This window comes from Phaeobacter sp. PT47_59, assembly GCF_028890025.1.
Taxonomy (GTDB): domain Bacteria; phylum Pseudomonadota; class Alphaproteobacteria; order Rhodobacterales; family Rhodobacteraceae; genus Phycobacter.
The window spans coordinates 215,531-236,207 of sequence record NZ_JARCJL010000004.1 but is presented as its reverse complement, the minus strand read 5'-3'; the positions used below and the strand labels follow the sequence as shown (position 1 = coordinate 236,207).

Here is a 20,677-nt window from a genome sequence, read left to right as displayed (position 1 = left end):
AGCCCCCTGTGCTTCAGCGCGCCGTGCGCCAGGGCCAGAACAGGCGCCACGGAGACCGTTTTTCCTTGATCACATAGCCCTTGGCACTGCTGTGCAGCCGCTCGCTTGGATCTTCACCGATACGGCGGCGGCTGCGCAGGACAAAGATCTTGCCCCAACCGCGCCAGGTTCCGACCGAAGGCGCGTTTGGATCCACCGGGAAGCGCATCCGCCAGTCCTGCGGCAGGGGAAGGCCGCAATCCTCGGCCTTTTCCAGCATCCAGACGAGCGAGAGATTGGCGAGGGGGCGTGCCTCCTCGGCACCGCCCAGCTGCCCGCCCACATCACCATGGGCGCCGCGGAACCACATCTGCTCGACGCGGCCGTTGAAATCGTCCTGGCAGGACCACAGCACCGGCGCGAAGACATCCCGCGTCTCGTCCAGGGCCAGGGCGTGGTAGCCATTCTTCACGTGGGGGCCAAGCTTGTCGTTGTGGAACCCATGCGGATCCTTGGCCCAGCGCCACAGGATCGGCAGGCGGAAGCCCAGCGCCTTCACCGTATCCCAAACACCGATCATCTCGATCTGGGCTTCGCTGTGGCAATAGGCATCGTGAAAGGCGCGGGCCACGTCCGGGTCCTGACCTTCCTGATAATGCCGGTAAGCGGTGCGGATATTGCGCTCGGTCGCATGGTCGGGGCGCAACAGCCCCACCTCGCCGATCACCCCGGCGAGTGATCGCACCGCATAGGCGCCCCGGCTGTAGCCGAACAGGTAGATGCTGTCACCGGGACGGTAGCGCGAGGCGAGATAGCCATAAGCCCGGCGGATCTGCCGGTTGATGCCCTTGCCTACGATCACGTCCCGCGCGCTGGACCAGCCGTTCCACTGCACGCCGCATTCGTAGAACACCGACACCTCGGGCCCCATCTCACGGCACATCTGGTAGGTCTGCCCGGCGTGGGATTCCTCGCCGGGGCGCAGGGATGTCATGGTGCCATCCAGGATGATGACATGGGCCTGCGGCCCGCGCATCGCGGTCTCGCCGGAATGTTCCGAGCGCAAGGGGCGCCCGAGCCATCCAAGCAGACGTTTACTCAGCCGCGACAGTTTCATCCCTTAGCACTTCCCATAGTTTCAGCGGCGTGAACGGCATGTCCATCTGGCGCACGCCGCGCGCCCAGACCGCATCCTGCACCGCGTTGGCGACCGCCGCCATGGCGCCCACCGTTCCGGCCTCGCCACAGCCCTTCATCCCCATCGGGTTCTGGGTGGAGGGCACGGCTTCGGTCGCAAATCCCATCATGGGCACATCAGAGGCCCTTGGCATGGCATAGTCCATGAACGATGCCGTGAGCAGCTGACCTTCGCTGTCATAGACCACCCGTTCCAGCATGGCCTGCCCCAGCCCCTGGGCGACACCGCCATGCACCTGTCCTTCGGCCAGGGCCGGGTTGATCAGATTGCCGAAATCATCGACGACCGTATAGCGATCCACCTCGGCCGCGCCGGTTTCGGGATCGATCACCACCTCGCAGATATGAGCCCCGTTCGGGAACGAGCGCCCCGGAAGCGTGGCCCGCGCAGAATGGCGCAGCAGATCGGTGCGACCTTGCGCGCGGGCCATCTCTGCGGCCTCCACGAAAGTCGGCGTCAGGTTCGATCCCGGTGCACGGAAGGTTTCACCGTCAAAATCCACAGCGTCTTCGTCAACGCCCAGCTCCTCTGCCAGGAAGGGGGTAAAGGCTTCGATCATCTTGTCCACAGTAGCCAGCGTCGCGGTGGCCTGCGTGGTGACCGAGCGTGAGCCGCCGGTACCGCCGCCGCGCGCGATCAGGTCGCTGTCGCCCTGGATAACGGAAATCTGCTCTGCCGGGATGCCGGTCTGATCGGCAAGGAACTGAGCATAAACGGTTTCATGCCCCTGTCCGTTGCTTTGCGTGCCGACATAGATGTTCACCCGGCCGTCCTCCAGAAACTCCACTTCCGCGCCTTCCGAAGGATCACCCAAAATGCTTTCGATATAGTAACACAGTCCCACGCCGCGCAGCAGGCCCTTGCCTGCATCCGCCGCCTTGCGCGCGGCAAACCCAGCCAGATCCGCCTCTTCGGCGGCGCGGTCCAGCACCCGGTTGAAATCGCCCACATCGTAGGTTTCGCCCACGATTGTCGGATAGGGGAAGGCGGCGGGGGCGATAAAGTTGCGGCGGCGCAGCTCGAGGGGATCCACGCCCAGCTCGCGCGCGGCGCGGTCCATCACGCGCTCCAGCACGTAGATCGCCTCGGGGCGGCCTGCGCCGCGATAGGCATCGACTTGCGTCGTGTTGGTATAGATCCCCTCTGCGCTAAGCCAGGCTGTCTTGATGTCATAGACGCCGGTCAGAACCCTGCTGAACAGCGTGGTCTGGATGATCTGGCCAAAGGGCGCGTTATAGGCGCCAAGGTTGCAGCGCGTATGGACGCGGTAGGCGGTGATCTTCAAATCTTCGTCAAAGGCCAGTTCCGCCAGCGAGGTCAGATCGCGTCCGCCATTGTCCGACAGCATGGATTCGGAGCGGTCCCCCATCCACAGGACGGGCCGCCCCAGCACACGCGCGGCATGGGCCACCGCGTAATACTCCGGGTAGGGCTGCGATTTCATGCCAAAACCGCCTCCCACATCCGGGGTCACCACATGCACCTGTTCCTCGTCGAGGCGCAGCTTCTTGGCCAGGTTGCCCTTCACACCCCAGACGCCCTGCCCGCCAAAGGTGAAATGCAGACGGTCCTCGCGCCAGTCGGCAAAACAGCCGCGCGGCTCCATCGCATTGACGATGATCCTGTTGTCCTCGACCTGCAGCGATACGGTATGGGCCGCCTTGGAAAATGCTTCTTCGGTGGCCGCCTCATCCCCCATACCCCAGTCGAACGCGCGGTTGTCGGGCACATCGGGGTGCAAGGGTTCGCCGCCCGGCACAATGTCCAGCTTGACCGGCAGATCGTCGATTTCCAGCTCGATCAGCTCGCCCGCATCGCGCGCCTGATCCAGCGTTTCGGCCACGACAACGGCCACCGGCTCGCCCACGTGGCGCACCCGGTCATGGGCCAACATCGGGCGATGCGGTGCCGCGGCGCTGCTGCCATCGCGGTTCTTGATCAGGATGCCATCGATGCCCGTGTCATATCCGGCATCCACGTAGTCCTGATAGGTCACGACCATCTGCACGCCCTCGGCCGCGCGGGCGTCATCGACGTTGAGTGCGGTGATCACCCCATGGGCCACCGGGCTGCGCAACACCCAGGTCTTCAGCGCATCCTTCGGCGCGGCGTCTTCGATATAGCTCCCATGTCCGGTCAGAAACCGGACATCCTCGGTGCGTTTGACTGGCTGGCTTTTTCCGAATTTCTGCATGCTCGTCCCCTCCGCGCGCGTGGTGCTTGCTTTGGGGCCGACATTAGCCTTCGCGGCCCGCTTGTCCAGAGAGGGCGATCACGGTCGCCACGTCAGAGAGCCCATATCCATTGAACTGGGTGCTCATGGCCGAAGAATAGGCACCAAGCCCAGGAAAGAGCACATAGTCGCCGATCATGCTGTCTTCGGGCAGCGGCAGGCCATCCGGCAAGCGATCCAGACTGTCGCAGGTCGGGCCAAAGACGATGCGGGGTTTTCGCACAGCTCTCCTGTGTCGGCCTTCGGCGCTTACGACCTCGACCCGCCCCGGCAGGCCCATGTCGCGGATATCGACAAGCCCGCCATAGATCCCGTCGTTGAGGTAGACCACCTCGCCCCCCTTGCGCAGCCCCTTGATACGGGCCGCCAGGGTGAAGGCCTCTGACACCATGGCGCGGCCCGGCTCGCAGATCAGCTGCGGCGCCTCGGCACCAAAAGCCTCGGTCACGGCGGCGCCGATTGCGGCAAAGACACTCTCCAGATCGGGCGCATTGCCGTTGCGGTTGGCGGCGAAGCCACCGCCCACGTTCAGCCGCGCCACCTTGACGCCCGTTGCATCGACGATCCGGCGCGCCGCGTGGATATATTCGACCCAGGCCGCGGCATCTTCGCATTGCGTGCCGGGATGGAAACACAAGGCGGGCGTCCAGCCCATCGCGGCGACCTCTTTTAGCAACGCCACAGCCTCTTCCGGTGCGGCGCCGAACTTGCTGCCAAAATCATAGGCCGCACCCGCGACAGGCAGAGCAAACCGCACGGCGATCTCGCAGCTCCGCGGCACCTCGCGCAGTTTCTCCAGCTCGCTGGCGTCATCCACCGACCAGCTGGCCACACCATGGGCAATCCCGGCGGCGATTTCTGCTTCCGAGCGTACCGGGTTATTGTAATGCATCACCGCATCGGTGCTGGCGGCCCGTACCGCCTCCATTTCCGCAGGCGAGGCCACATCAAAGGCAGACACGCCCGCCGCAACCAGATTGGACAGCACCGCCGGATGCGGGTTGGCCTTGACCGCATAGGTCACCAGCCCCGGAAAACCGCACAGGAACCGCTCCGCCGTCTGATGCAATACCTGCGGCGCAAAATAGAGGATCGGGTGATCCGGGGTGCGGCGCGCAAGGTGGGTTTCAGGGTCAAGCCAGAGCGGAGGGATATGCTGCATCGAAAACGGGACCTCGGTTGGACAGTCAGGGCGAATTTGCCGGTTTTCGTTCAATATCCCGCAGTTCCACGTCGATTCCCGCCGTCACATTGCCTATAGTGACGGAAAATATCGGCAAATAGGCAAATACTTCATGCAGATCGACGAAACAGACCGGCAACTTCTGTCGCTGTTGCGGGACAATGCCAGGCGATCCGTGGCCGAGCTCGCCCGGAGCATGGGGCTTGCCCGCACCACGGTACAGACGCGGATCGAACGGCTGGAGACCCTTGGCGTGATCTCGGGCTATACGCTGAAACTGTCGCCTGCCGCGCGTCCGCCGCTGCAGGCCACGGTGCTGATCTCGATCGAACCGCGGAGCGGCCCCGACGTGCTGGCGCGGTTGCGCAGCCTGCCCGGCGTCGAGGTCGTTCACACCACGTCCGGGCGCTTCGACCTCTTGGCGCAGGTGGTGGCCCAAAGCACGGATGAACTGGACGAGACCATCGACCGCATCGGCGAGGCGCGCGGCGTGCGCTCCTCCGAAAGCCTGATCCATCTGGCCACCAAACTGGACCGCAGCGGGATGCGCGGATAGGCGCTCGACCCGAGTGATATGTACCTGAAAACTAGTGCGCCCGGCCAACTTTGCGGTGACCCGCATCAAAGTCTGGCCGGGCGGCTTTGTGAATTGCGGGAGGAGGGAAGGGCCCGCTGTTCTCTTCATCTTTAACACTAGCAAGGCAGTGTTAAGCCACCGTTACCCGGCCGCCCGTTATCCTGGTGCCCCCGCCCTGCCCCGCCTTCCCACTTTCCCTTTGCCGCCCCCTTCTGTAAGGGAGGGAGCGATCCGAATTGACATGCACGCAGGACCAAACCGATGGCGATGGAAAAGACATTCAATGCAGCCGAGGCGGAACACCGCCTGTATGAGGCCTGGGAAAAGGCCGGTTGCTTCAAGGCCGGCGCAAATGCCAAGCCCGAGGCCTCCACCTATTGCATCATGATCCCGCCGCCCAATGTCACCGGCGTTCTGCACATGGGCCACGCCTTCAACAACACGCTGCAGGATATCCTGATCCGCTGGAAGCGCATGCAGGGCTTCGACACGCTCTGGCAGCCGGGGCAAGACCATGCCGGCATCGCCACCCAGATGGTGGTGGAACGCGAACTGGCGAACACCCAGCAGCCCTCCCGCGCGGAGCTGGGGCGGGACGCTTTCCTCGAAAAGGTCTGGGAATGGAAAAGCCAGTCCGGCGGCACCATCGTCAACCAGCTGAAACGCCTTGGTGCGTCCTGCGACTGGTCGCGCAATGCCTTCACCATGTCCGGCGCCCCCGGTGCGCCCGAAGGCGAAGAGGGCAATTTCCACGATGCCGTCATCAAGGTCTTCGTGGATATGTACAACAAGGGCCTCATCTACCGTGGCAAGCGGCTGGTGAACTGGGACCCGCATTTCGAAACCGCGATCTCCGACCTTGAGGTGGAGAATATCGAAGTCGCGGGCCACATGTGGCATTTCAAATACCCGCTGGCGGGTGGTGCGACCTATACCTACGTCGAAAAGGACGAGGACGGGAATGTCACCCTGGAGGAGGTGCGCGATTACATCTCCATCGCCACCACCCGACCCGAAACCATGCTGGGCGATGGCGCGGTTGCGGTGCACCCTGATGATGCGCGCTATGCCCCCATCGTGGGCAAGCTGGTGGAAATCCCCGTCGGCCCCAAGGAACACCGCCGCCTGATCCCGATCATCACCGATGAATACCCGGATCCCGACTTCGGTTCGGGCGCGGTAAAGATCACCGGTGCCCATGATTTCAACGACTATCAGGTCGCGAAACGCGGCGGCATCCCGATGTACCGCCTGATGGACACCAAGGGCGCGATGCGCGCCGATGGTGCGCCTTATGCCGAGGCCGCAACCACCGCCATGGCTGTCGCCAAGGGTGAGCAGACCCTGTCTGAGGCCGAAGCCGACGCCGTGAACCTGGTGCCTGAAGACCTGCGCGGTCTGGACCGGTTCGAGGCGCGCAAGGCCGTTGTCGAGCAGATCACCGCCGAGGGCCTTGCCGTGATGGTCAAGGAGACCACCAAGGACGAGGACGGCAACGAGGTGGAAACCCTGGTGCCGCTGGTCGAGAACAAGCCGATCATGCAGCCCTTTGGGGACCGCTCCAAGGTGGTGATCGAGCCGATGCTGACCGACCAGTGGTTCGTGGACGCCGAAAAGGTCGTCGGCCCGGCGCTGGAGGCCGTGAAGAACGGCACCGTCAAGATCCTGCCCGAAAGCGGTGAGAAGACATATTACCACTGGCTGGAGAACATCGAACCCTGGTGTATCTCACGCCAGCTGTGGTGGGGTCACCAGATCCCGGTCTGGTATGGCTTCGATCTGTCGGGCGAAGGTTTCACCGACGATGAAGGCGACGGCGCCCTTGATCTGGTGGAAAACCTGCGCCTGATGTGGGAACAGAAGCTGCTGATCGGGGAAGAGCCGCGCCACTGCGCCGCCGATTTCGACAGCGTCAAATCGCAGTTCGACGACATTCTTGTCGGCCTGCCCGCCCCGCTGAACCACGCCGCTGTGGTCGAGGTCGAAACCCGCGCCGAGGCGGTTCATGCCTTCGCTGCCGCCCTGGCCGAATATGAGACCACGCAGGATCCGACCAAACTGGTCTACCCGGTCTGGCGCGACCCCGATGTGCTCGACACCTGGTTCTCCTCCGGCCTTTGGCCGATCGGCACGCTGGGCTGGCCCGAGGATACCGAGGAACTGAAAAAATACTTCCCGACCTCGACGCTGGTCACAGGCCAGGACATCCTGTTCTTCTGGGTCGCCCGCATGATGATGATGCAGCTCGCCGTCGTGGATCAGATCCCGTTTGATACCGTCTACCTGCATGGCCTGGTACGCGATGCCAAGGGCAAGAAGATGTCGAAATCCACCGGCAATGTCATCGACCCCTTGGATATCATTGACGAATACGGCGCCGATGCGCTGCGCTTCACCAATGCGGCGATGGCCTCGCTTGGCGGCGTGCTGAAGCTCGATATGCAGCGCATCGCGGGCTACCGGAACTTTGGCACCAAGCTCTGGAACGCCATCCGCTTTGCCGAGATGAACGAGGTCTTCACCGATGCGGTACCGCAGAAGTCCGTTGCGGATCTGATGCCCGCGCAGGCCGTCAACGCCTGGATCATCGGCGAGACCGCCCGCGTGCGCGAAGAGGTGGATGCCGCAATGGACGCCTTCCGCTTCAACGATGCGGCGCAGGCGCTTTACGCCTTTGTCTGGGGCAAGGTCTGCGACTGGTATGTGGAACTCTCGAAACCGCTTCTGCAGGGCGAAGACGCCGCTGCCCAGGCCGAGACCCGCGAAACCATGCGCTGGGTGATGGATCAATGTCTGATCCTGCTGCATCCCATCATGCCCTTCATCACTGAGGAACTCTGGGGCCAAACCGGCACCCGTGCCAAGATGCTGGTGCACGCCGACTGGCCCGTCTATACCGCCGCCGATCTGGTCAATGCCGAGGCCGACCGGGAAATTAACTGGGTCATCTCGGTGATCGAGAACACCCGCTCCGCCCGCGCCCAGATGCATGTGCCCGCAGGCCTGAAAGTGGCCATGCTGGTGACCGAGATCGATGAGGCCGCCCAGACCGCCTGGGACCGCAACGAGGCGCTGATCAAACGTCTGGCGCGCATCGACAGCCTGACCAAGGTGGATGCCCTGCCCAAGGGCTGCGTTTCGATCTCGGCCCCCGGTGCCTCCTTCGGGCTGCCGCTCGCCGATATCATCGACATCGACGAGGAAAAGGCGCGCCTGGAAAAGACCCTTGGCAAGCTGGCCAAGGAGCTGGGCGGTCTGCGTGGGCGTTTGAACAACCCGAAATTCGTGGCCTCCGCCCCGGATGAGGTGGTGGAAGAGGCGCGCGAGAACCTGGCGCTGCGCGAAGAAGAAGAGACCAAGATCAAAGAGGCGCTCGCCCGTCTCTCCGAGATCGGCTGACGGTCAAGACATAGCCGCCCACCGCATGTGGGCGGCTTCCTTTGAATTTGCTTGCCATTTCTAACGCATTTTTGAGATTTTGAAGCAGGAAACGGGGAAAATCGGCCAAGGCAGCCCATTGTCTTTGCGCCTCTTCTGTTTCAGCTTGGCAAAAACAATAAAGGGATTCCGCATGCCAAAAGGATATTGGGTGGCCCATGTCGATGTCGATGACATGGAACGTTACAAGGACTATGTGGCGGCAAATGCAGCGCCTTTTGCAGAATACGGCGCGAAATTCCTGGTCCGCGGCGGCCCCAAGGAAGTGCGCGAAGGCAAGATGCGCGCCCGCACGGTGGTGATCGAATTCAAGGATTTTGAAACCGCCAAGGCCTGTTACGACTCGGTTGCCTACCAGGATGCCAAGGCCTTGCGTGACCCGGTCTCGACCGGGGATATGGAAATCATCGAAGGCTATGATGGCTAAGTGCCGTTGGCCGCTGTTCATTTGCAGGGTAATCTGACCTCATGCTGAAAAAGTTCTTCCAGGCCCTTCGCCCGCCGCAACCCCCGGCCCTGCCGGACCCGGATGCCGAACTGGCGCTTGGCGCATTGATGGTGCGCGTGGCGCAGTCGGATCGGGACTATCAGCTGGAAGAGATCAGCCTGATCGACCGGATCCTGGCGCGGCTTTACCAGCACAATGCGATCGAGGCCGCCAAGGTCCGCGCCAACTGCGAGAAACTGCATGCGGCGGCCCCGGAAACCGATACCTTCGGGCGCCTGATCCGCGAAACCACCGGGCTGGACGAACGGCTGGCGGCGCTGGATGCGCTGTGGGAGGTGGTGCTGGCGGATGGCAACGAACACGAGGGCGAGGTCAAGATCGTCGAGGACGCGCGCAAGGCCATGGGGCTGTCCTATGCCGACAATGAGGCCGCGCGGGAACGGGCTCGGCAAAAGCTGGGCGCCCCGACAGGAAAGGGTGAATGATGTTCCAGGAACTACTGAAGCGCCTGCTGTCTCCGGCCCAGGAAACCCTGGGCGACAGCGATGCCCGCCTTGCCCTGACCGCGCTTCTGGTGCGGGTCGCGCGGTCCGACCATAACTACGCCGAGGTGGAAAAGGACCGCATCGACCGCATCAACCAGTCGCGCTACGGGCTGGACATGGGCGGCGCGATCCTGCTGCGCGAAGAAGCCGAAGCGATGGAGGCAGAAGCCCCCGACACGGTGCGCTTTACCCGGGCGATCAAGGATGCGGTGCTCTACGACGACCGGATCGCGGTGATCGAGGCACTGTGGCAGGTGGCCCTGGCCGATGGCCAGCGGGATGCCGATGAAGACACGCTGTTGCGGCTGTCCTCCAGCCTGCTGGGGGTGAATGATCGTGACAGCGCCCTGGCCAGACAACGGGCGGAGGCCGCGCAATGATTGCCTATCTCGGAATGTATGATCGTCCGGAGACCGCCGAGGCCAACGACCGGCTGTGGAGCGCGATCCGCAACGCGCTGGCGGGATCCTTTGACGGGCTGCCCGAAGCTCCCGACCGCAACAAGGATGCCTGGTCGGCCTGGACCGCCAAGGATCTGGTGCTTGGGCAGACCTGCGGCTGCCCGCTGCGCACGCGTCTTTACGGCGAGGTGCAGCTGGTGGGCACGCCCGACTATGGCCATGAAGGCTGCGCGCCGGGCCATTACTACAGCGTCTTTGTCACCCGCAAGGAGGGCGGCATCGGCACCCTTGCGCAGGCTGACGGCAAGACATTTGCCTATAACGACAGCCTGTCCCAATCGGGCTGGGCCGGGCCCTTGATCCATATGCAGGACGCAGGGCTCTTACCCGGCAGCCTGTTGGAAACCGGTAGCCACAGGGAATCGGCGCAGGCCGTTGCCGAGGGGCGCGCGGATTTTGCGGCTCTGGATATCCTGTCGTGGCAGATGATCCAGAAATACGACGATTTTGCCGCCGATTTGCAGGTGGTTGACCGCACGGGCGCCACGCCGGGACTGCCCTTCATCACAGCACTTGGCAATGATCCGCAGGTGCTGTTCGAGGCGCTGGAACAGGCCATTGCGACCCTGGACGCCGAAGCCGCCGAGACGCTGCATCTCAAGGGGATCGTCCAGATCCCGATGGCCGACTACCTGGCGGTTCCCACCCCCCCTGGCCCGGTTCTGACCGAGCAAAAGATCCGCGCGCGCGCAAAGGCGTAAACCGCCGATCATTTTGTCGACAGCACTGCCCAATTCGCAGCATTCCCGACCAGATCAGGCGGTTTGCACATTGCATTCCGCCTTTTTTTGGGTCCAATAAAGAAAAATTTCACCAACCGGACGATGCTGACCTTGACCACCGCCATGACCGTTACGACGCCTGAGACAGACACCACGCCCGTGCTGGAGATCCGTGGCCTGCACAAATCCTATGGCGATCTGGAGGTCATCAAGGGCGTGGATATCACCGCGCCGCGCGGCTCGGTCGTGTCGCTGATCGGCTCCTCCGGCTCTGGAAAATCCACGCTTCTGCGCTGCTGCAACCTGCTTGAGGACAGCCAGCAAGGCGAGATTCTATTCAAGGGCGAACCGATCCAATGGAGCGGCAGCGGCCAACACCGCCATCCCGCCGATCCCAAACAGGTGCTGCGCATCCGAACCAATCTTTCGATGGTGTTCCAGCAGTTCAACCTCTGGTCCCATATGACCATTCTGCAAAACGTGATGGAAGCGCCGTTGACGGTGCTGAAACGCGACCGTGCCGAGGTCGAAGCCTCTGCCCGCAAGTATCTCGACAAGGTCGGCATCGGCGACAAATGCGATGTCTACCCGGCGCAGCTTTCGGGTGGGCAGCAGCAGCGCGCCGCGATTGCCCGCGCCCTGTGCATGGAGCCCGAGGCGCTGCTGTTCGATGAACCCACATCGGCGCTGGACCCGGAACTGGAACAGGAAGTGGTGAAGGTGATCAAGGATCTGGCCGCCGAAGGGCGCACCATGATGATCGTGACCCATGACATGAACATGGCCGCCGATGTATCGGACCATGTCGTCTTCCTGCATCAAGGGTTGATCGAGGAACAAGGCCCCCCGGACGAGGTCTTTGGCAACACCCAATCCGAACGCCTGAAGGCTTTCCTGTCCTCGACCAAACGCTAAGACAATAAACGACCAATAACCAACCAAACGGGAGTAAACTCATGAAATCCATTCTTCTCGGCACCGCTGCCCTGGCCCTGACCGCGGGCGTTGCTCTGGCAGACACCGTGCGCCTTGGCACCGAGGGCGCCTACCCTCCCTACAACTTCATCAACGACAAGGGTGAAGTGGACGGTTTCGAGCGCGAGCTGGGCGACGAGCTGTGCAAGCGCGCCGCACTCACCTGCGAGTGGGTCACCAACGACTGGGATTCGATCATCCCCAACCTGACCTCGGGCAACTATGACGCCATCATCGCCGGCATGTCGATCACCGCGGAGCGCGAGGAAGTCGTCGACTTCACCCAAGGCTACACCCCGCCGTCGCCCTCGGCCTATGCCGCACTTTCCGCAGATGTGGACCTGGCCGGTGGCATCATCGCAGCCCAGACCGCGACCATCCAGGCCAACCACGTGGTCGACACCGGCGCCACCCTGGTCGAATACCCGACCCCGGATGAAACCATCGCGGCCGTCGTCTCTGGCGAAGCCGATGCGGTTCTGGCCGACAAGGACTTCCTGGAGCCGCAGGTGGAAGGCTCTGATCTGATGTTCGTCGGCGGCGATGTCCCGCTCGGCGGTGGCATCGGCATGGCCTTCCGCGAAAGCGATGACGAGCTGCGCGGCAAATTCGACGCGGCCATCACCTCGATGAAGGAAGACGGCAGCCTGAACGCGCTGATCACCAAATGGGAAGTGGGCGGCACCTGGTAAGCCCTGCCTGCCCTTTCCAAATGACTGGCAAAGGGGGGCAAGGCTCCCCTTTGCTGTATTTTCCAGTTGCTCCCGCGCTCCGCCCTGTAAAGGCGCTGCGCGCGTGACATAGACGAAGAGGTCAGCCATCTTTTCCTATTGCTCAGACCCGGCCAGCCTGGAGGGCCTCCAGTGGCTGTCCTGCTACCTGACCACCGGAAAGCACATGGGGTTCTATGTCGCTTTTGGGACGGTCCTCTTGCTGCTGGCCATCACGGCTCCGATGGCGCTCCTGTTCGGTTTTGGCGGCGCCATCGCGGCGCGCGCCCATTTCCTGCCCCTGTCCTGGCTGGGCAAGGGATATATCGCCATCGTGCGCGGCGTGCCGGACATCGCCTTCTTCCTGTTCTTCGTGATCGCGCTGGATCAGGGCATCGAATGGCTGCGTCACACAATCAAATGCCCCGACTGGGATCAGCCGATCCGCCAGGGCAGCGATTTCCTAGTCTGTGACATTGCCAAGATGCCGCTTGGGACCTCGCCGCAATGGATCCACGAGGTCTACGGCTTTACCCTTGCTGTGGTGACCTTTGCCATCGTCTTTGGCGCCTTTGCCGCCAATGTTCTTTATGGCGCCATGACCGCCGTGCCACGCGCGCAGATCGAAACCGCCGAAGCCTATGGCATGACCCGGCGACAGGCCTTCTGGCGCATCACCGTGCCGCAGATGTGGACCTACGCCCTGCCCGGCCTGTCGAACCTGTGGATGGTGCTGATCAAGGCCACGCCGCTGCTGTTCCTCCTGGGCGTCGAGGATATCGTCTATTGGGCGCGCGAGCTGGGTGGCAGCAAGACCGCCAAGTTCACCGACTACCCCCATGGCGACTGGCGCATGTGGTACTTCCTGGCGCTGCTGGTCTTCTACCTCGCCTTCACCAAGGTGTCCGAGGTGGTGCTGGAGCGGATCTCGGCCCGTCTGTCGCATGGACAAGCCACGCTGGGCGGCGAAGCGCAAAGGAAAGCGACATGAGCTGTCTTGAGACCATCGAAGCCTATGCCATCCGTTCGCTGGGCTATGGCGAACGCCTGCTGCCCCGCAGCGATTTCACCCTGTGCGAGCATTTCACCCTGATCGGATCGGGGATGATCTGGAACATCTACTTTGGCACCCTGGCGGTCATCAGCGGCTTCTTCTTTGCCAACCTTCTGGCGGTGGCCAAGAACTCGCCCTCTGCGATCTGGCGCAAACCGGCGGAGTGGTTCATCTTCGTCTTCCGCGGCTCGCCTCTCTTTATCCAGTTCTTCTTTGCCTATTTCCTGTTCCTGGAGCTGAAAGGCATCTCGCCGATTCTGGATGCCTTCTCCTCGGCCTGGCTTGGGGCGCTGGTGGTTCTGTTCCTCAACACCTCTGCCTATAGCGCGGAAATCTTCTACGGGGCGCTGCGGTCGATCCCCCGCGGCGATGTCGAGGCGGCCGATGCCTATGGTCTGACCGGCTGGCACCGCTTCCGCCGCATCATGTGGCCAACGATGATGCGGCTGGCCTGGCCCTCTTACACCAACGAGGCGATCTTCCTGTTTCACGCCACCACGCTGGTGTTCTTTTCCGGCTTTCCGGCCTGGCGGCAAAAGGGCGATGCGCTTTATTATGCGAACTACTTTGCGGACAAGACCTTCAATCCCTTTGTCCCCTACCCGATCCTGGCCTTCTACTTCATCCTGTTGACGCTTTTGATCATCGGTCTCTTTGGCCTGGTGAACAAATGGCTGAACCGGCATGTCCCGCAAGAGCGCAGGGCAAAACTGAGGCTGAAGCCAAACCTCATTCGCTAAGATCACCTGCAGTGCAACAGGTAGAAATGGCTCCTTCGGGGGCCATTTTTCGTGCAGATCCTCACTCTCGGATTTTTTTGATCAAATTTTGATTGCGTCTTTCCTTGGCTCCGGTAGAACTATGAGCACCAACAATGGAGCCCCAAATGGACCTCTCTGGCCTCAGAACCGTCCGCATTGCCGCCTGTGACATGAATGGACAGATGCGCGGCAAACGCATGCCCGCAAGCCTTGCCCTCAAACTGGATGACGGCACCGCCCGAATGCCTGTCTCGGTTCTGAACGTGGATATCTGGGGCCGCGACATCGAGGACAGCCCGCTGGTCTTTGAGACCGGCGATGCCGATGGCATCCTGTTGCCAACGGATCGCGGCGCTGTCCCCATGCCCTGGCTCAGCACCCCTTCGGCACTGATCCCGATGACCATGGTTCTGGAGGACGGCACGCCCTTCCTCGGCGATCCACGCCAGGTTCTGGCGCAGGTGCTGGAGCGCTACACGGCGCGCGGCTGGAAAGTCGTTGCCGCGACCGAGATGGAGTTCAACCTGGTGGATGACGGCGGGGCGCAGCCGGGGCCGCCCATTGACCCATTGACGGGGCGCGAGCTGGATCAGCAATCGGTGCTATCGGTGGCCGAGCTTGATGCCTTTGATGCCTTCTTTTCCGATGTCTATGAGGGCGCCGAGGCGATGGGCATCCCCGCCAAGGACGCCATTTCCGAAGCAGGCCTCGGCCAGTTCGAAATCAACCTCGATCACCAGGACGCCATGCGCTGCGCCGACGATGCATGGCTGTTCAAGGCCCTGGTCAAGGGCCTGGCGCGCAAACACGGATTTGCCGCCACCTTCATGGCGAAACCCTATGCCGAAGAGGCCGGGAACGGCATGCATGTGCATTTCTCGGTGGTGGATGAGGCCGGGGACAACATCTTCGACAATGGCACCGATACCGGGTCCGACCTGCTGCTGAATGCTGTGGCCGGCTGTCTGGCGGCGATGCCCGCCAGCACGCTGATCTTTGCCCCGCACGGCAATTCCTACGACCGGCTGATCCCCGGCGCCCATGCGCCCACCAGCGCCGCCTGGGCCTATGAAAACCGCACCGCCGCCATCCGTATCCCCGGCGGCAGCCCCAAGGCCCGCCGGATCGAACACCGGGCCGCGGGCGGCGACATCAACCCCTATCTGATGCTGGCCACCGTGCTGGGCGCGGCCCTCGTGGGGATCGAAGACGCGATGCAGCCCCCCGCCCCCTCCAGCGGCAATATCTACGACATCAAGGGGCTGCCACAGCTTGCCGCCAGCTGGGCCGAGGCCATCGATCTGTTTGAAAGCGATCCGCTGATCGCCCGCATTCTGCCCGCCATGGCAATCCGCAACCTGGTGATGACAAAACGGCAGGAACTGGCCGAATTCGCCAACCGCCCGCAAGAGGCCCACTGGCTGTCCTGGCTTGAGGCGGTATGATCTCTTGCCCGAGCATCATGTATCGGATAGGGTGAATTTGATCAAATTTGGTGACCTATGAAAATCGGCATTCTGCAAACCGGCCATGCCCCCGAAGACCTGATCGAAAGCTCGGGCGACTATGACGAAATGTTCCGCACGCTTTTGGGGGGGAACGGCTTTGAATTCCAAACCTGGGCTGTGGTGGATGGTATCTTCCCGGATGGACCGGAAGAGGCCGATGCCTGGCTGATCACCGGATCCAAACACGGCGCCTATGAGCCGCACGCCTGGATCCCCCCGCTGGAGGAACTGATCCGCCAGATCAATGCCCGCAAACAGCCCATGGCGGGGATCTGCTTTGGCCATCAGATCATCGCGCAGGCTCTTGGCGGCACGGTTGCCAAATACGATGGGGGCTGGGCCGTGGGTCATGTGACCTATCAGCAAGACGGCAAGGAAATCACCCTTAACGCCTGGCACCAGGATCAGGTGATCCAGCGCCCCGAAGGCGCCCGCGTGCTGGCAGGGAATGCCTTCTGCGAGAATGGCATCCTGGCCTATGGCGACCACATCTGGACCGTGCAGCCCCATCCCGAGTTCTCGAACGGCTTCGTGCAGGGCCTGATCGAAAAACGCGGTCGCGGCGTGGTGCCGGATCAGATCCTCGACAGCGCCGCCCAAGGTCTGAACACCCCCGTAGACAATCCTGAAATCGCAACCTTCCTCGCAGAGTTTTTCAAGAAAGAGAGGACCTGATGTCCGCCTGGCTCGACGCCCTTCCAGATGCCGCAAAATCCTACCTGGAGGGCCGTCGTCTCGACGAGGTTGAATGCATCATCTCGGACCTTCCGGGCATCGCCCGAGGCAAGGCGGTGCCAGCCAGCAAGTTCGAGAAACAAGAGTATTTCCACCTGCCCGACAGCATCTTCTACCAGACCATCACCGGCGACTGGGGCGAGGCTGCCGGAGAGGATGGCTTCATCGAACGGGACATGATCCTTTACCCCGACATGACCACGGTGACGGCAGCCCCCTGGACCGGCGACTGGACATTGCAGGTGATCCACGATGCCTATGACCGCGACGGCGACCCGATTGCCTGCTCGCCGCGCAACGTGTTGAAGCGGGTGGTTCAGCTCTATCATGACAAGGGCTGGGATCCGGTCGTGGCGCCGGAGATGGAGTTCTTTCTGGTGGCGCGCAATGTCGATCCCGCCCATGAGATCAAGCCGATGATGGGCCGCTCGGGCCGCCCCGCCGCCGCGCGCCAGGCCTATTCGATGACGGCTGTTGATGAATTCGGCCCGGTGATCGACGACATCTACGACTTTGCCGAGGCGCAGGGCTTCGAGATCGACGGCATCACCCAGGAAGGCGGCGCCGGGCAGTTGGAAATCAACCTGCGCCATGGCGATCCGGTGAAGCTGGCGGATGAGGTCTTCTACTTCAAGCGCCTGATCCGCGAGGCCGCGCTGCGCCACGACTGCTTTGCCACCTTCATGGCAAAACCGATCGCGGATGAGCCCGGCTCGGCCATGCATATCCACCACTCGATCATCGACAAGGAAACCGGCGAAAACATCTTCTCCGGCCCACAAGGCGGTGAAACGGATGCCTTCTATCACTTCATCGCCGGGCTGCAGAACCACCTGCCCGCCGGCGTCGCGGTGATGGCGCCCTATGTGAACTCCTACCGGCGCTACGTGAAGGACCACGCCGCCCCCATCAACCTGGAATGGGGCCGCGACAACCGCACCACCGGGATCCGCGTGCCGCTCTCCGGCCCCGCGGCGCGCCGCGTGGAAAACCGCCTTGCCGGGATGGACTGCAACCCGTACCTCGGCATCGCCGTATCGCTGGCCTGCGGCTATCTCGGTCTCATCGAAGAGGAACGCCCCCGCCGCCAGTTCAAGGGCGACGCCTATGAGGGCGACGGCGACATTCCCCAGGTCATGGGACAGGCGCTGGATCTCTTTGACGAGGCCAGCAAGCTGCACGAGGTCCTCGGCCCTGAGTTCGCCCGCGTCTATGGCATCGTCAAACGCACCGAATACGAGGAATTCCTACAGGTGATCTCCCCCTGGGAGCGTGAGCACCTGCTGCTGAACGTCTGATCCTTGGTTCCTGCCGCCCGCGCGGTGCTACACCGACCAAATCCCGCGCCGCTGATCCCGGCGCGCCCCGTCTGCATGAGGTGATCCCATGGGTTTGAACCTGCTCTATTCCAATGACCGCAAGGGCCACTACCCGGACAGCTGGTACGCGGCAACGGCGACCGCAACCGCGCCATTTCCCGCGCTAAAGGGCGATATCCGGGCCGATGTCTGCATCGTTGGCGGCGGTTACACCGGCCTGTCTGCCGCGCTGCACCTGGCAGAGGCTGGCATGGAGGTGGTCCTCCTGGAGGCACACCGCGTCGGTTTTGGCGCCTCTGGCCGCAATGGCGGGCAGCTTGGCAGCGGGCAGCGCATGGATCAGGAAGGTCTCGAAAGCCTGATGGGTGAGACAGAGTCCCGGAAACTCTGGCAATTGGGGGAAGAGGCGAAGGATCTGGTGAAATCCCTGATCGCCCGTCATGACATCGATTGCCACCTGAAACCAGGGGTGGCCTGGACCGGCTCCTCCCACGCTGAGGTCAAACATCTGCACGACTATGGCCACCACCTGCAGGAGCGCTATGGGTACGATCAGCTTGAAATCCTAGACCAGAGCGCTTGCCATGCCATGTGCCCATCACCGGATTACAAGGGCGGTTTCCTTGACCATGGCGCGGCCCATCTGCACCCGCTGAACTATGCCCTGGGCCTGGCCCGGGCGGCCGATGCGGCCGGCGCAAAGATCTATGAACAAAGCGAAGCCCTGGAGATCAGCGAAGGCGCCAAGGTCAAGCTGCGCACGGCGGCAGGCAGCGTCACCGCCGATCACCTGATCCTGGCCTGTAATGGCTACCTTGGCGGGCTCAACCGTCAGGTTGCGGCCCGCGTGATGCCGATCAACAATTTCGTGGTCGCCACCGAACCCCTGGGAGACAGGGCGACCGAAGTGCTGACCCGCGATGTGGCCGTGGCCGACAGCAAATTTGTGGTCAACTACTTCCGCCTCAGCCACGACAAAAGGCTGCTGTTCGGCGGCGGCGAAAGCTATGGCTACCGCTTTCCCACCGATATCGAAGCGACGGTGCGCAAGCCCATGCTTCAGATCTTCCCGCACCTGCGGGATGTGCGCGTCGATTACGCCTGGGGCGGGACCCTGGGCATCACCATGAAACGCATGCCCTATCTTGCCAGGCTGGCGCCCAATGTCCTGTCGGCCTCGGGCTATTCCGGCCACGGGGTCGGCACTGCCACCCATGCCGGGCAGTTGATGGCGCAGGCCATCAAGGGACAGGCCGAAGGCTTTGACACCATGGCCCGCGTCCCCGCCCCGGCCTTTCCCGGCGGATCGCGCCTGCGCTCGCCGCTATTGGTGCTGGCAATGACCTGGTTCGCCATGCGGGACCGTTTGGGGCTCTGATCGCGGCGCAAACACGCACAGCCTCTCCTGCGACATCGCAACAGTTCTGTGAATTTTTTCCCGTCCGACGGTTGAAGCCGGGCCTTTTGCTTGGCTTTACCCGCCTGCTGTTTTAGAATTACCAAATCAGATATTTGGGAAATTGAAATATGACGCTGCCCCCGAACGTTCATGACGCCGAACCGATCCCCGCAGCCGCCCGCGAGGCGATTGACGCGCTGATGCAATCGGGCGACCTGTTTCGCTACACCGCCCCAGAGGATGCCCCCGTCGCCCTGCTGGAACAGGAGTTCGCGGAACTGATCGGCTGCAAATATGCCCTTGCGGTCTCCTCCTGCTCGGCAGCGCTGTTCCTGTCGTTGAAGGCGCTGGGCCTGCCCCGTGATGCCCGTGTGCTGATCCCCGGCTTCACCTTCGCGGCCGTTCCCTCCTCTGTGGTGCATGCCGATTGCATCCCCGTTCTGTGCGAGGTGGGCGAGAATTACCGCATCGACATCGCCGATTTCGAGACGCGTCTGGATCAGGACATCTCGGCCGTGATCATCAGCCACATGCGCGGTCACACCTCGGACATGGATGCCATCATGGCCCTGTGCGCGGCCCGCGACATCCCGGTGATCGAGGATGCCGCCCATTCGCTCGGCACCACCTGGAACGGGCAGAACATCGGAACCATTGGCCGGGTCGGCTGCTTCTCCTTCCAGTCCTACAAGATGATCAACGCGGGCGAAGGCGGTATCCTGGTCACCGACGATGCCGACCTGGTGGCCCGCGCGGTGATCATGTCGGGGGCCTATGAGCACAACTGGCAGAAACACAAAGGTCCGCGCGGTGAGAACACTCCGGACCTGGCCGAGGCCTTTGCCAAATGGCAGAACCAGCTGCCGCTCTATAACCTCCGGATGAGCAACCTTTCCGCCGCCGTGATCCGCCCGCAGCTGCCGGAACTGGCGCGCCGGGTGCGGGACGGGCTGACGAACCATGACTATGTGGCGGACCGCCTGAATGCCGCCCCCTATTTCGACGTGCCCGCCCCGCTGGCGCCTGAACGGCGCGCGCCGGATTCGATCCAGTTCAATCTGGTCGGCATGAACGAGGAAGAGATCAAGGCCTTTGCCAAATCCGCCGCCGAAAAGGGCGTCAAGGTGCAGGTCTTTGGTCTCTCCACGGACAATGCCCGCGCTTTCTGGAACTGGCAATTCCTTTCGGATCTGCCCGAACTGCCGCAGACCCGTGCCATGCTGATGAAGGCCTGCGACGTGCGCCTGCCGGTGCGTCTGACCAAGGCGGAACTGGATATCACCGTCGATATCCTGCTGGCCGCAGCCAATGAAACCATGGGCCGCGCCGCAGCCTGACCCTTCGCCATGGACGCGCCCGCGCCGCGCCTCTGCGCGGCGCTTGGCCCAACGGCTCCGCGCCGCCCGTCAGGGCTGCGCAGGATCGGGCGGGA

Annotated in this window: 18 protein-coding genes; 15 read left to right on the top strand and 3 right to left on the bottom strand. The window is 62.7% G+C overall.

Annotated features, from left to right (window positions below):
• Positions 1 to 13 precede the first annotated feature (13 nt).
• Genes PXK01_RS05745 through PXK01_RS05735 form a run of 3 tightly spaced genes read right to left on the bottom strand, consistent with a single transcriptional unit; the run spans position 14 to position 4,572 of the window.
• The gene (locus tag PXK01_RS05745) at positions 14 to 1,096 is read right to left on the bottom strand and encodes a DUF2235 domain-containing protein (RefSeq protein WP_274846663.1); all 1,083 of its coding nucleotides are present in this window, start codon (positions 1,094 to 1,096) and stop codon (positions 14 to 16) included.
• Positions 1,074 to 3,371 (bottom strand): xanthine dehydrogenase family protein molybdopterin-binding subunit, encoded by a 2,298-nt coding sequence (locus PXK01_RS05740; RefSeq protein ID WP_274859213.1) that lies wholly within the window; start codon positions 3,369 to 3,371, stop codon positions 1,074 to 1,076. Before PXK01_RS05740 ends, PXK01_RS05745 begins: the two co-directional genes overlap by 23 nt.
• 43 nt (positions 3,372 to 3,414) lie before the next feature.
• Positions 3,415 to 4,572, bottom strand: a complete 1,158-nt coding sequence (locus PXK01_RS05735; RefSeq protein ID WP_274859212.1) for a type III PLP-dependent enzyme — start codon at positions 4,570 to 4,572, stop codon at positions 3,415 to 3,417.
• 133 nt (positions 4,573 to 4,705) lie between these two features.
• Here PXK01_RS05735 and PXK01_RS05730 point away from each other — a divergent pair, with 133 nt between their 5' ends.
• The 15 genes from PXK01_RS05730 to PXK01_RS05660 all read left to right on the top strand — a co-directional run bounded on the left by PXK01_RS05730 (position 4,706) and on the right by PXK01_RS05660 (position 20,582).
• Positions 4,706 to 5,149 (top strand): Lrp/AsnC family transcriptional regulator, encoded by a 444-nt coding sequence (locus tag PXK01_RS05730; protein ID WP_274846660.1) that lies wholly within the window; start codon positions 4,706 to 4,708, stop codon positions 5,147 to 5,149.
• 282 nt (positions 5,150 to 5,431) lie between these two features.
• Positions 5,432 to 8,569 (top strand): valine--tRNA ligase, encoded by a 3,138-nt coding sequence (locus tag PXK01_RS05725; protein WP_274859211.1) that lies wholly within the window; start codon positions 5,432 to 5,434, stop codon positions 8,567 to 8,569.
• A 172-nt stretch (positions 8,570 to 8,741) separates the two neighbouring features.
• Complete coding sequence (locus PXK01_RS05720; protein ID WP_274859210.1) at positions 8,742 to 9,035, top strand: DUF1330 domain-containing protein; 294 nt, start codon at positions 8,742 to 8,744, stop codon at positions 9,033 to 9,035.
• Positions 9,036 to 9,076: 41 nt separating this feature from the next.
• Complete coding sequence (locus PXK01_RS05715; RefSeq protein WP_274846657.1) at positions 9,077 to 9,541, top strand: tellurite resistance TerB family protein; 465 nt, start codon at positions 9,077 to 9,079, stop codon at positions 9,539 to 9,541.
• Positions 9,541 to 9,981: a tellurite resistance TerB family protein gene (locus PXK01_RS05710; RefSeq protein WP_274846678.1), complete on the top strand. Its 441-nt coding sequence runs from the start codon at positions 9,541 to 9,543 to the stop codon at positions 9,979 to 9,981. The genes PXK01_RS05715 and PXK01_RS05710 overlap by 1 nt, the downstream gene beginning before the upstream one ends.
• Complete coding sequence (locus PXK01_RS05705) at positions 9,978 to 10,763, top strand: phosphate/phosphite/phosphonate ABC transporter substrate-binding protein (RefSeq protein ID WP_274859209.1); 786 nt, start codon at positions 9,978 to 9,980, stop codon at positions 10,761 to 10,763. The genes PXK01_RS05710 and PXK01_RS05705 overlap by 4 nt, the downstream gene beginning before the upstream one ends.
• Before the next feature lie 123 nt (positions 10,764 to 10,886).
• Positions 10,887 to 11,699, top strand: a complete 813-nt coding sequence (locus tag PXK01_RS05700; RefSeq protein WP_274859208.1) for an ABC transporter ATP-binding protein — start codon at positions 10,887 to 10,889, stop codon at positions 11,697 to 11,699.
• A gap of 41 nt (positions 11,700 to 11,740) precedes the next feature.
• Complete coding sequence (locus tag PXK01_RS05695) at positions 11,741 to 12,451, top strand: transporter substrate-binding domain-containing protein (protein ID WP_274846654.1); 711 nt, start codon at positions 11,741 to 11,743, stop codon at positions 12,449 to 12,451.
• Positions 12,452 to 12,578: 127 nt separating this feature from the next.
• Positions 12,579 to 13,460, top strand: a complete 882-nt coding sequence (locus tag PXK01_RS05690; RefSeq protein WP_274859241.1) for an ABC transporter permease — start codon at positions 12,579 to 12,581, stop codon at positions 13,458 to 13,460.
• Positions 13,457 to 14,263 (top strand): ABC transporter permease, encoded by an 807-nt coding sequence (locus PXK01_RS05685; protein ID WP_274859207.1) that lies wholly within the window; start codon positions 13,457 to 13,459, stop codon positions 14,261 to 14,263. The genes PXK01_RS05690 and PXK01_RS05685 overlap by 4 nt, the downstream gene beginning before the upstream one ends.
• 146 nt (positions 14,264 to 14,409) lie before the next feature.
• Complete coding sequence (locus PXK01_RS05680; protein ID WP_274859206.1) at positions 14,410 to 15,729, top strand: glutamine synthetase family protein; 1,320 nt, start codon at positions 14,410 to 14,412, stop codon at positions 15,727 to 15,729.
• 57 nt (positions 15,730 to 15,786) lie between these two features.
• A complete protein-coding gene (locus PXK01_RS05675; RefSeq protein WP_274859205.1) occupies positions 15,787 to 16,467 on the top strand; it encodes a type 1 glutamine amidotransferase in 681 nt (226 codons plus the stop codon).
• Positions 16,467 to 17,825, top strand: a complete 1,359-nt coding sequence (locus PXK01_RS05670) for a glutamine synthetase family protein (RefSeq protein ID WP_274846650.1) — start codon at positions 16,467 to 16,469, stop codon at positions 17,823 to 17,825. Before PXK01_RS05675 ends, PXK01_RS05670 begins: the two co-directional genes overlap by 1 nt.
• 88 nt (positions 17,826 to 17,913) lie before the next feature.
• Positions 17,914 to 19,224: an NAD(P)/FAD-dependent oxidoreductase gene (locus PXK01_RS05665; RefSeq protein WP_274859204.1), complete on the top strand. Its 1,311-nt coding sequence runs from the start codon at positions 17,914 to 17,916 to the stop codon at positions 19,222 to 19,224.
• Positions 19,225 to 19,373: 149 nt separating this feature from the next.
• Positions 19,374 to 20,582, top strand: a complete 1,209-nt coding sequence (locus tag PXK01_RS05660; protein WP_274859203.1) for a DegT/DnrJ/EryC1/StrS family aminotransferase — start codon at positions 19,374 to 19,376, stop codon at positions 20,580 to 20,582.
• Positions 20,583 to 20,677 lie beyond the last annotated feature (95 nt).

Coding starts and splice junctions, on each gene's coding strand:
- PXK01_RS05685 (WP_274859207.1), top strand. CDS start 13,457: ATGAGCTGTCTTGAGACCATCGAAGCCTATGCCATCCGTTCGCTGGGC.
- PXK01_RS05730 (WP_274846660.1), top strand. CDS start 4,706: ATGCAGATCGACGAAACAGACCGGCAACTTCTGTCGCTGTTGCGGGAC.
- PXK01_RS05705 (WP_274859209.1), top strand. CDS start 9,978: ATGATTGCCTATCTCGGAATGTATGATCGTCCGGAGACCGCCGAGGCC.
- PXK01_RS05735 (WP_274859212.1), bottom strand. CDS start 4,572: ATGCAGCATATCCCTCCGCTCTGGCTTGACCCTGAAACCCACCTTGCG.
- PXK01_RS05660 (WP_274859203.1), top strand. CDS start 19,374: ATGACGCTGCCCCCGAACGTTCATGACGCCGAACCGATCCCCGCAGCC.
- PXK01_RS05670 (WP_274846650.1), top strand. CDS start 16,467: ATGTCCGCCTGGCTCGACGCCCTTCCAGATGCCGCAAAATCCTACCTG.
- PXK01_RS05745 (WP_274846663.1), bottom strand. CDS start 1,096: ATGAAACTGTCGCGGCTGAGTAAACGTCTGCTTGGATGGCTCGGGCGC.
- PXK01_RS05695 (WP_274846654.1), top strand. CDS start 11,741: ATGAAATCCATTCTTCTCGGCACCGCTGCCCTGGCCCTGACCGCGGGC.
- PXK01_RS05740 (WP_274859213.1), bottom strand. CDS start 3,371: ATGCAGAAATTCGGAAAAAGCCAGCCAGTCAAACGCACCGAGGATGTC.
- PXK01_RS05725 (WP_274859211.1), top strand. CDS start 5,432: ATGGCGATGGAAAAGACATTCAATGCAGCCGAGGCGGAACACCGCCTG.
- PXK01_RS05680 (WP_274859206.1), top strand. CDS start 14,410: ATGGACCTCTCTGGCCTCAGAACCGTCCGCATTGCCGCCTGTGACATG.
- PXK01_RS05715 (WP_274846657.1), top strand. CDS start 9,077: ATGCTGAAAAAGTTCTTCCAGGCCCTTCGCCCGCCGCAACCCCCGGCC.
- PXK01_RS05700 (WP_274859208.1), top strand. CDS start 10,887: ATGCTGACCTTGACCACCGCCATGACCGTTACGACGCCTGAGACAGAC.
- PXK01_RS05710 (WP_274846678.1), top strand. CDS start 9,541: ATGTTCCAGGAACTACTGAAGCGCCTGCTGTCTCCGGCCCAGGAAACC.
- PXK01_RS05675 (WP_274859205.1), top strand. CDS start 15,787: ATGAAAATCGGCATTCTGCAAACCGGCCATGCCCCCGAAGACCTGATC.
- PXK01_RS05720 (WP_274859210.1), top strand. CDS start 8,742: ATGCCAAAAGGATATTGGGTGGCCCATGTCGATGTCGATGACATGGAA.
- PXK01_RS05665 (WP_274859204.1), top strand. CDS start 17,914: ATGGGTTTGAACCTGCTCTATTCCAATGACCGCAAGGGCCACTACCCG.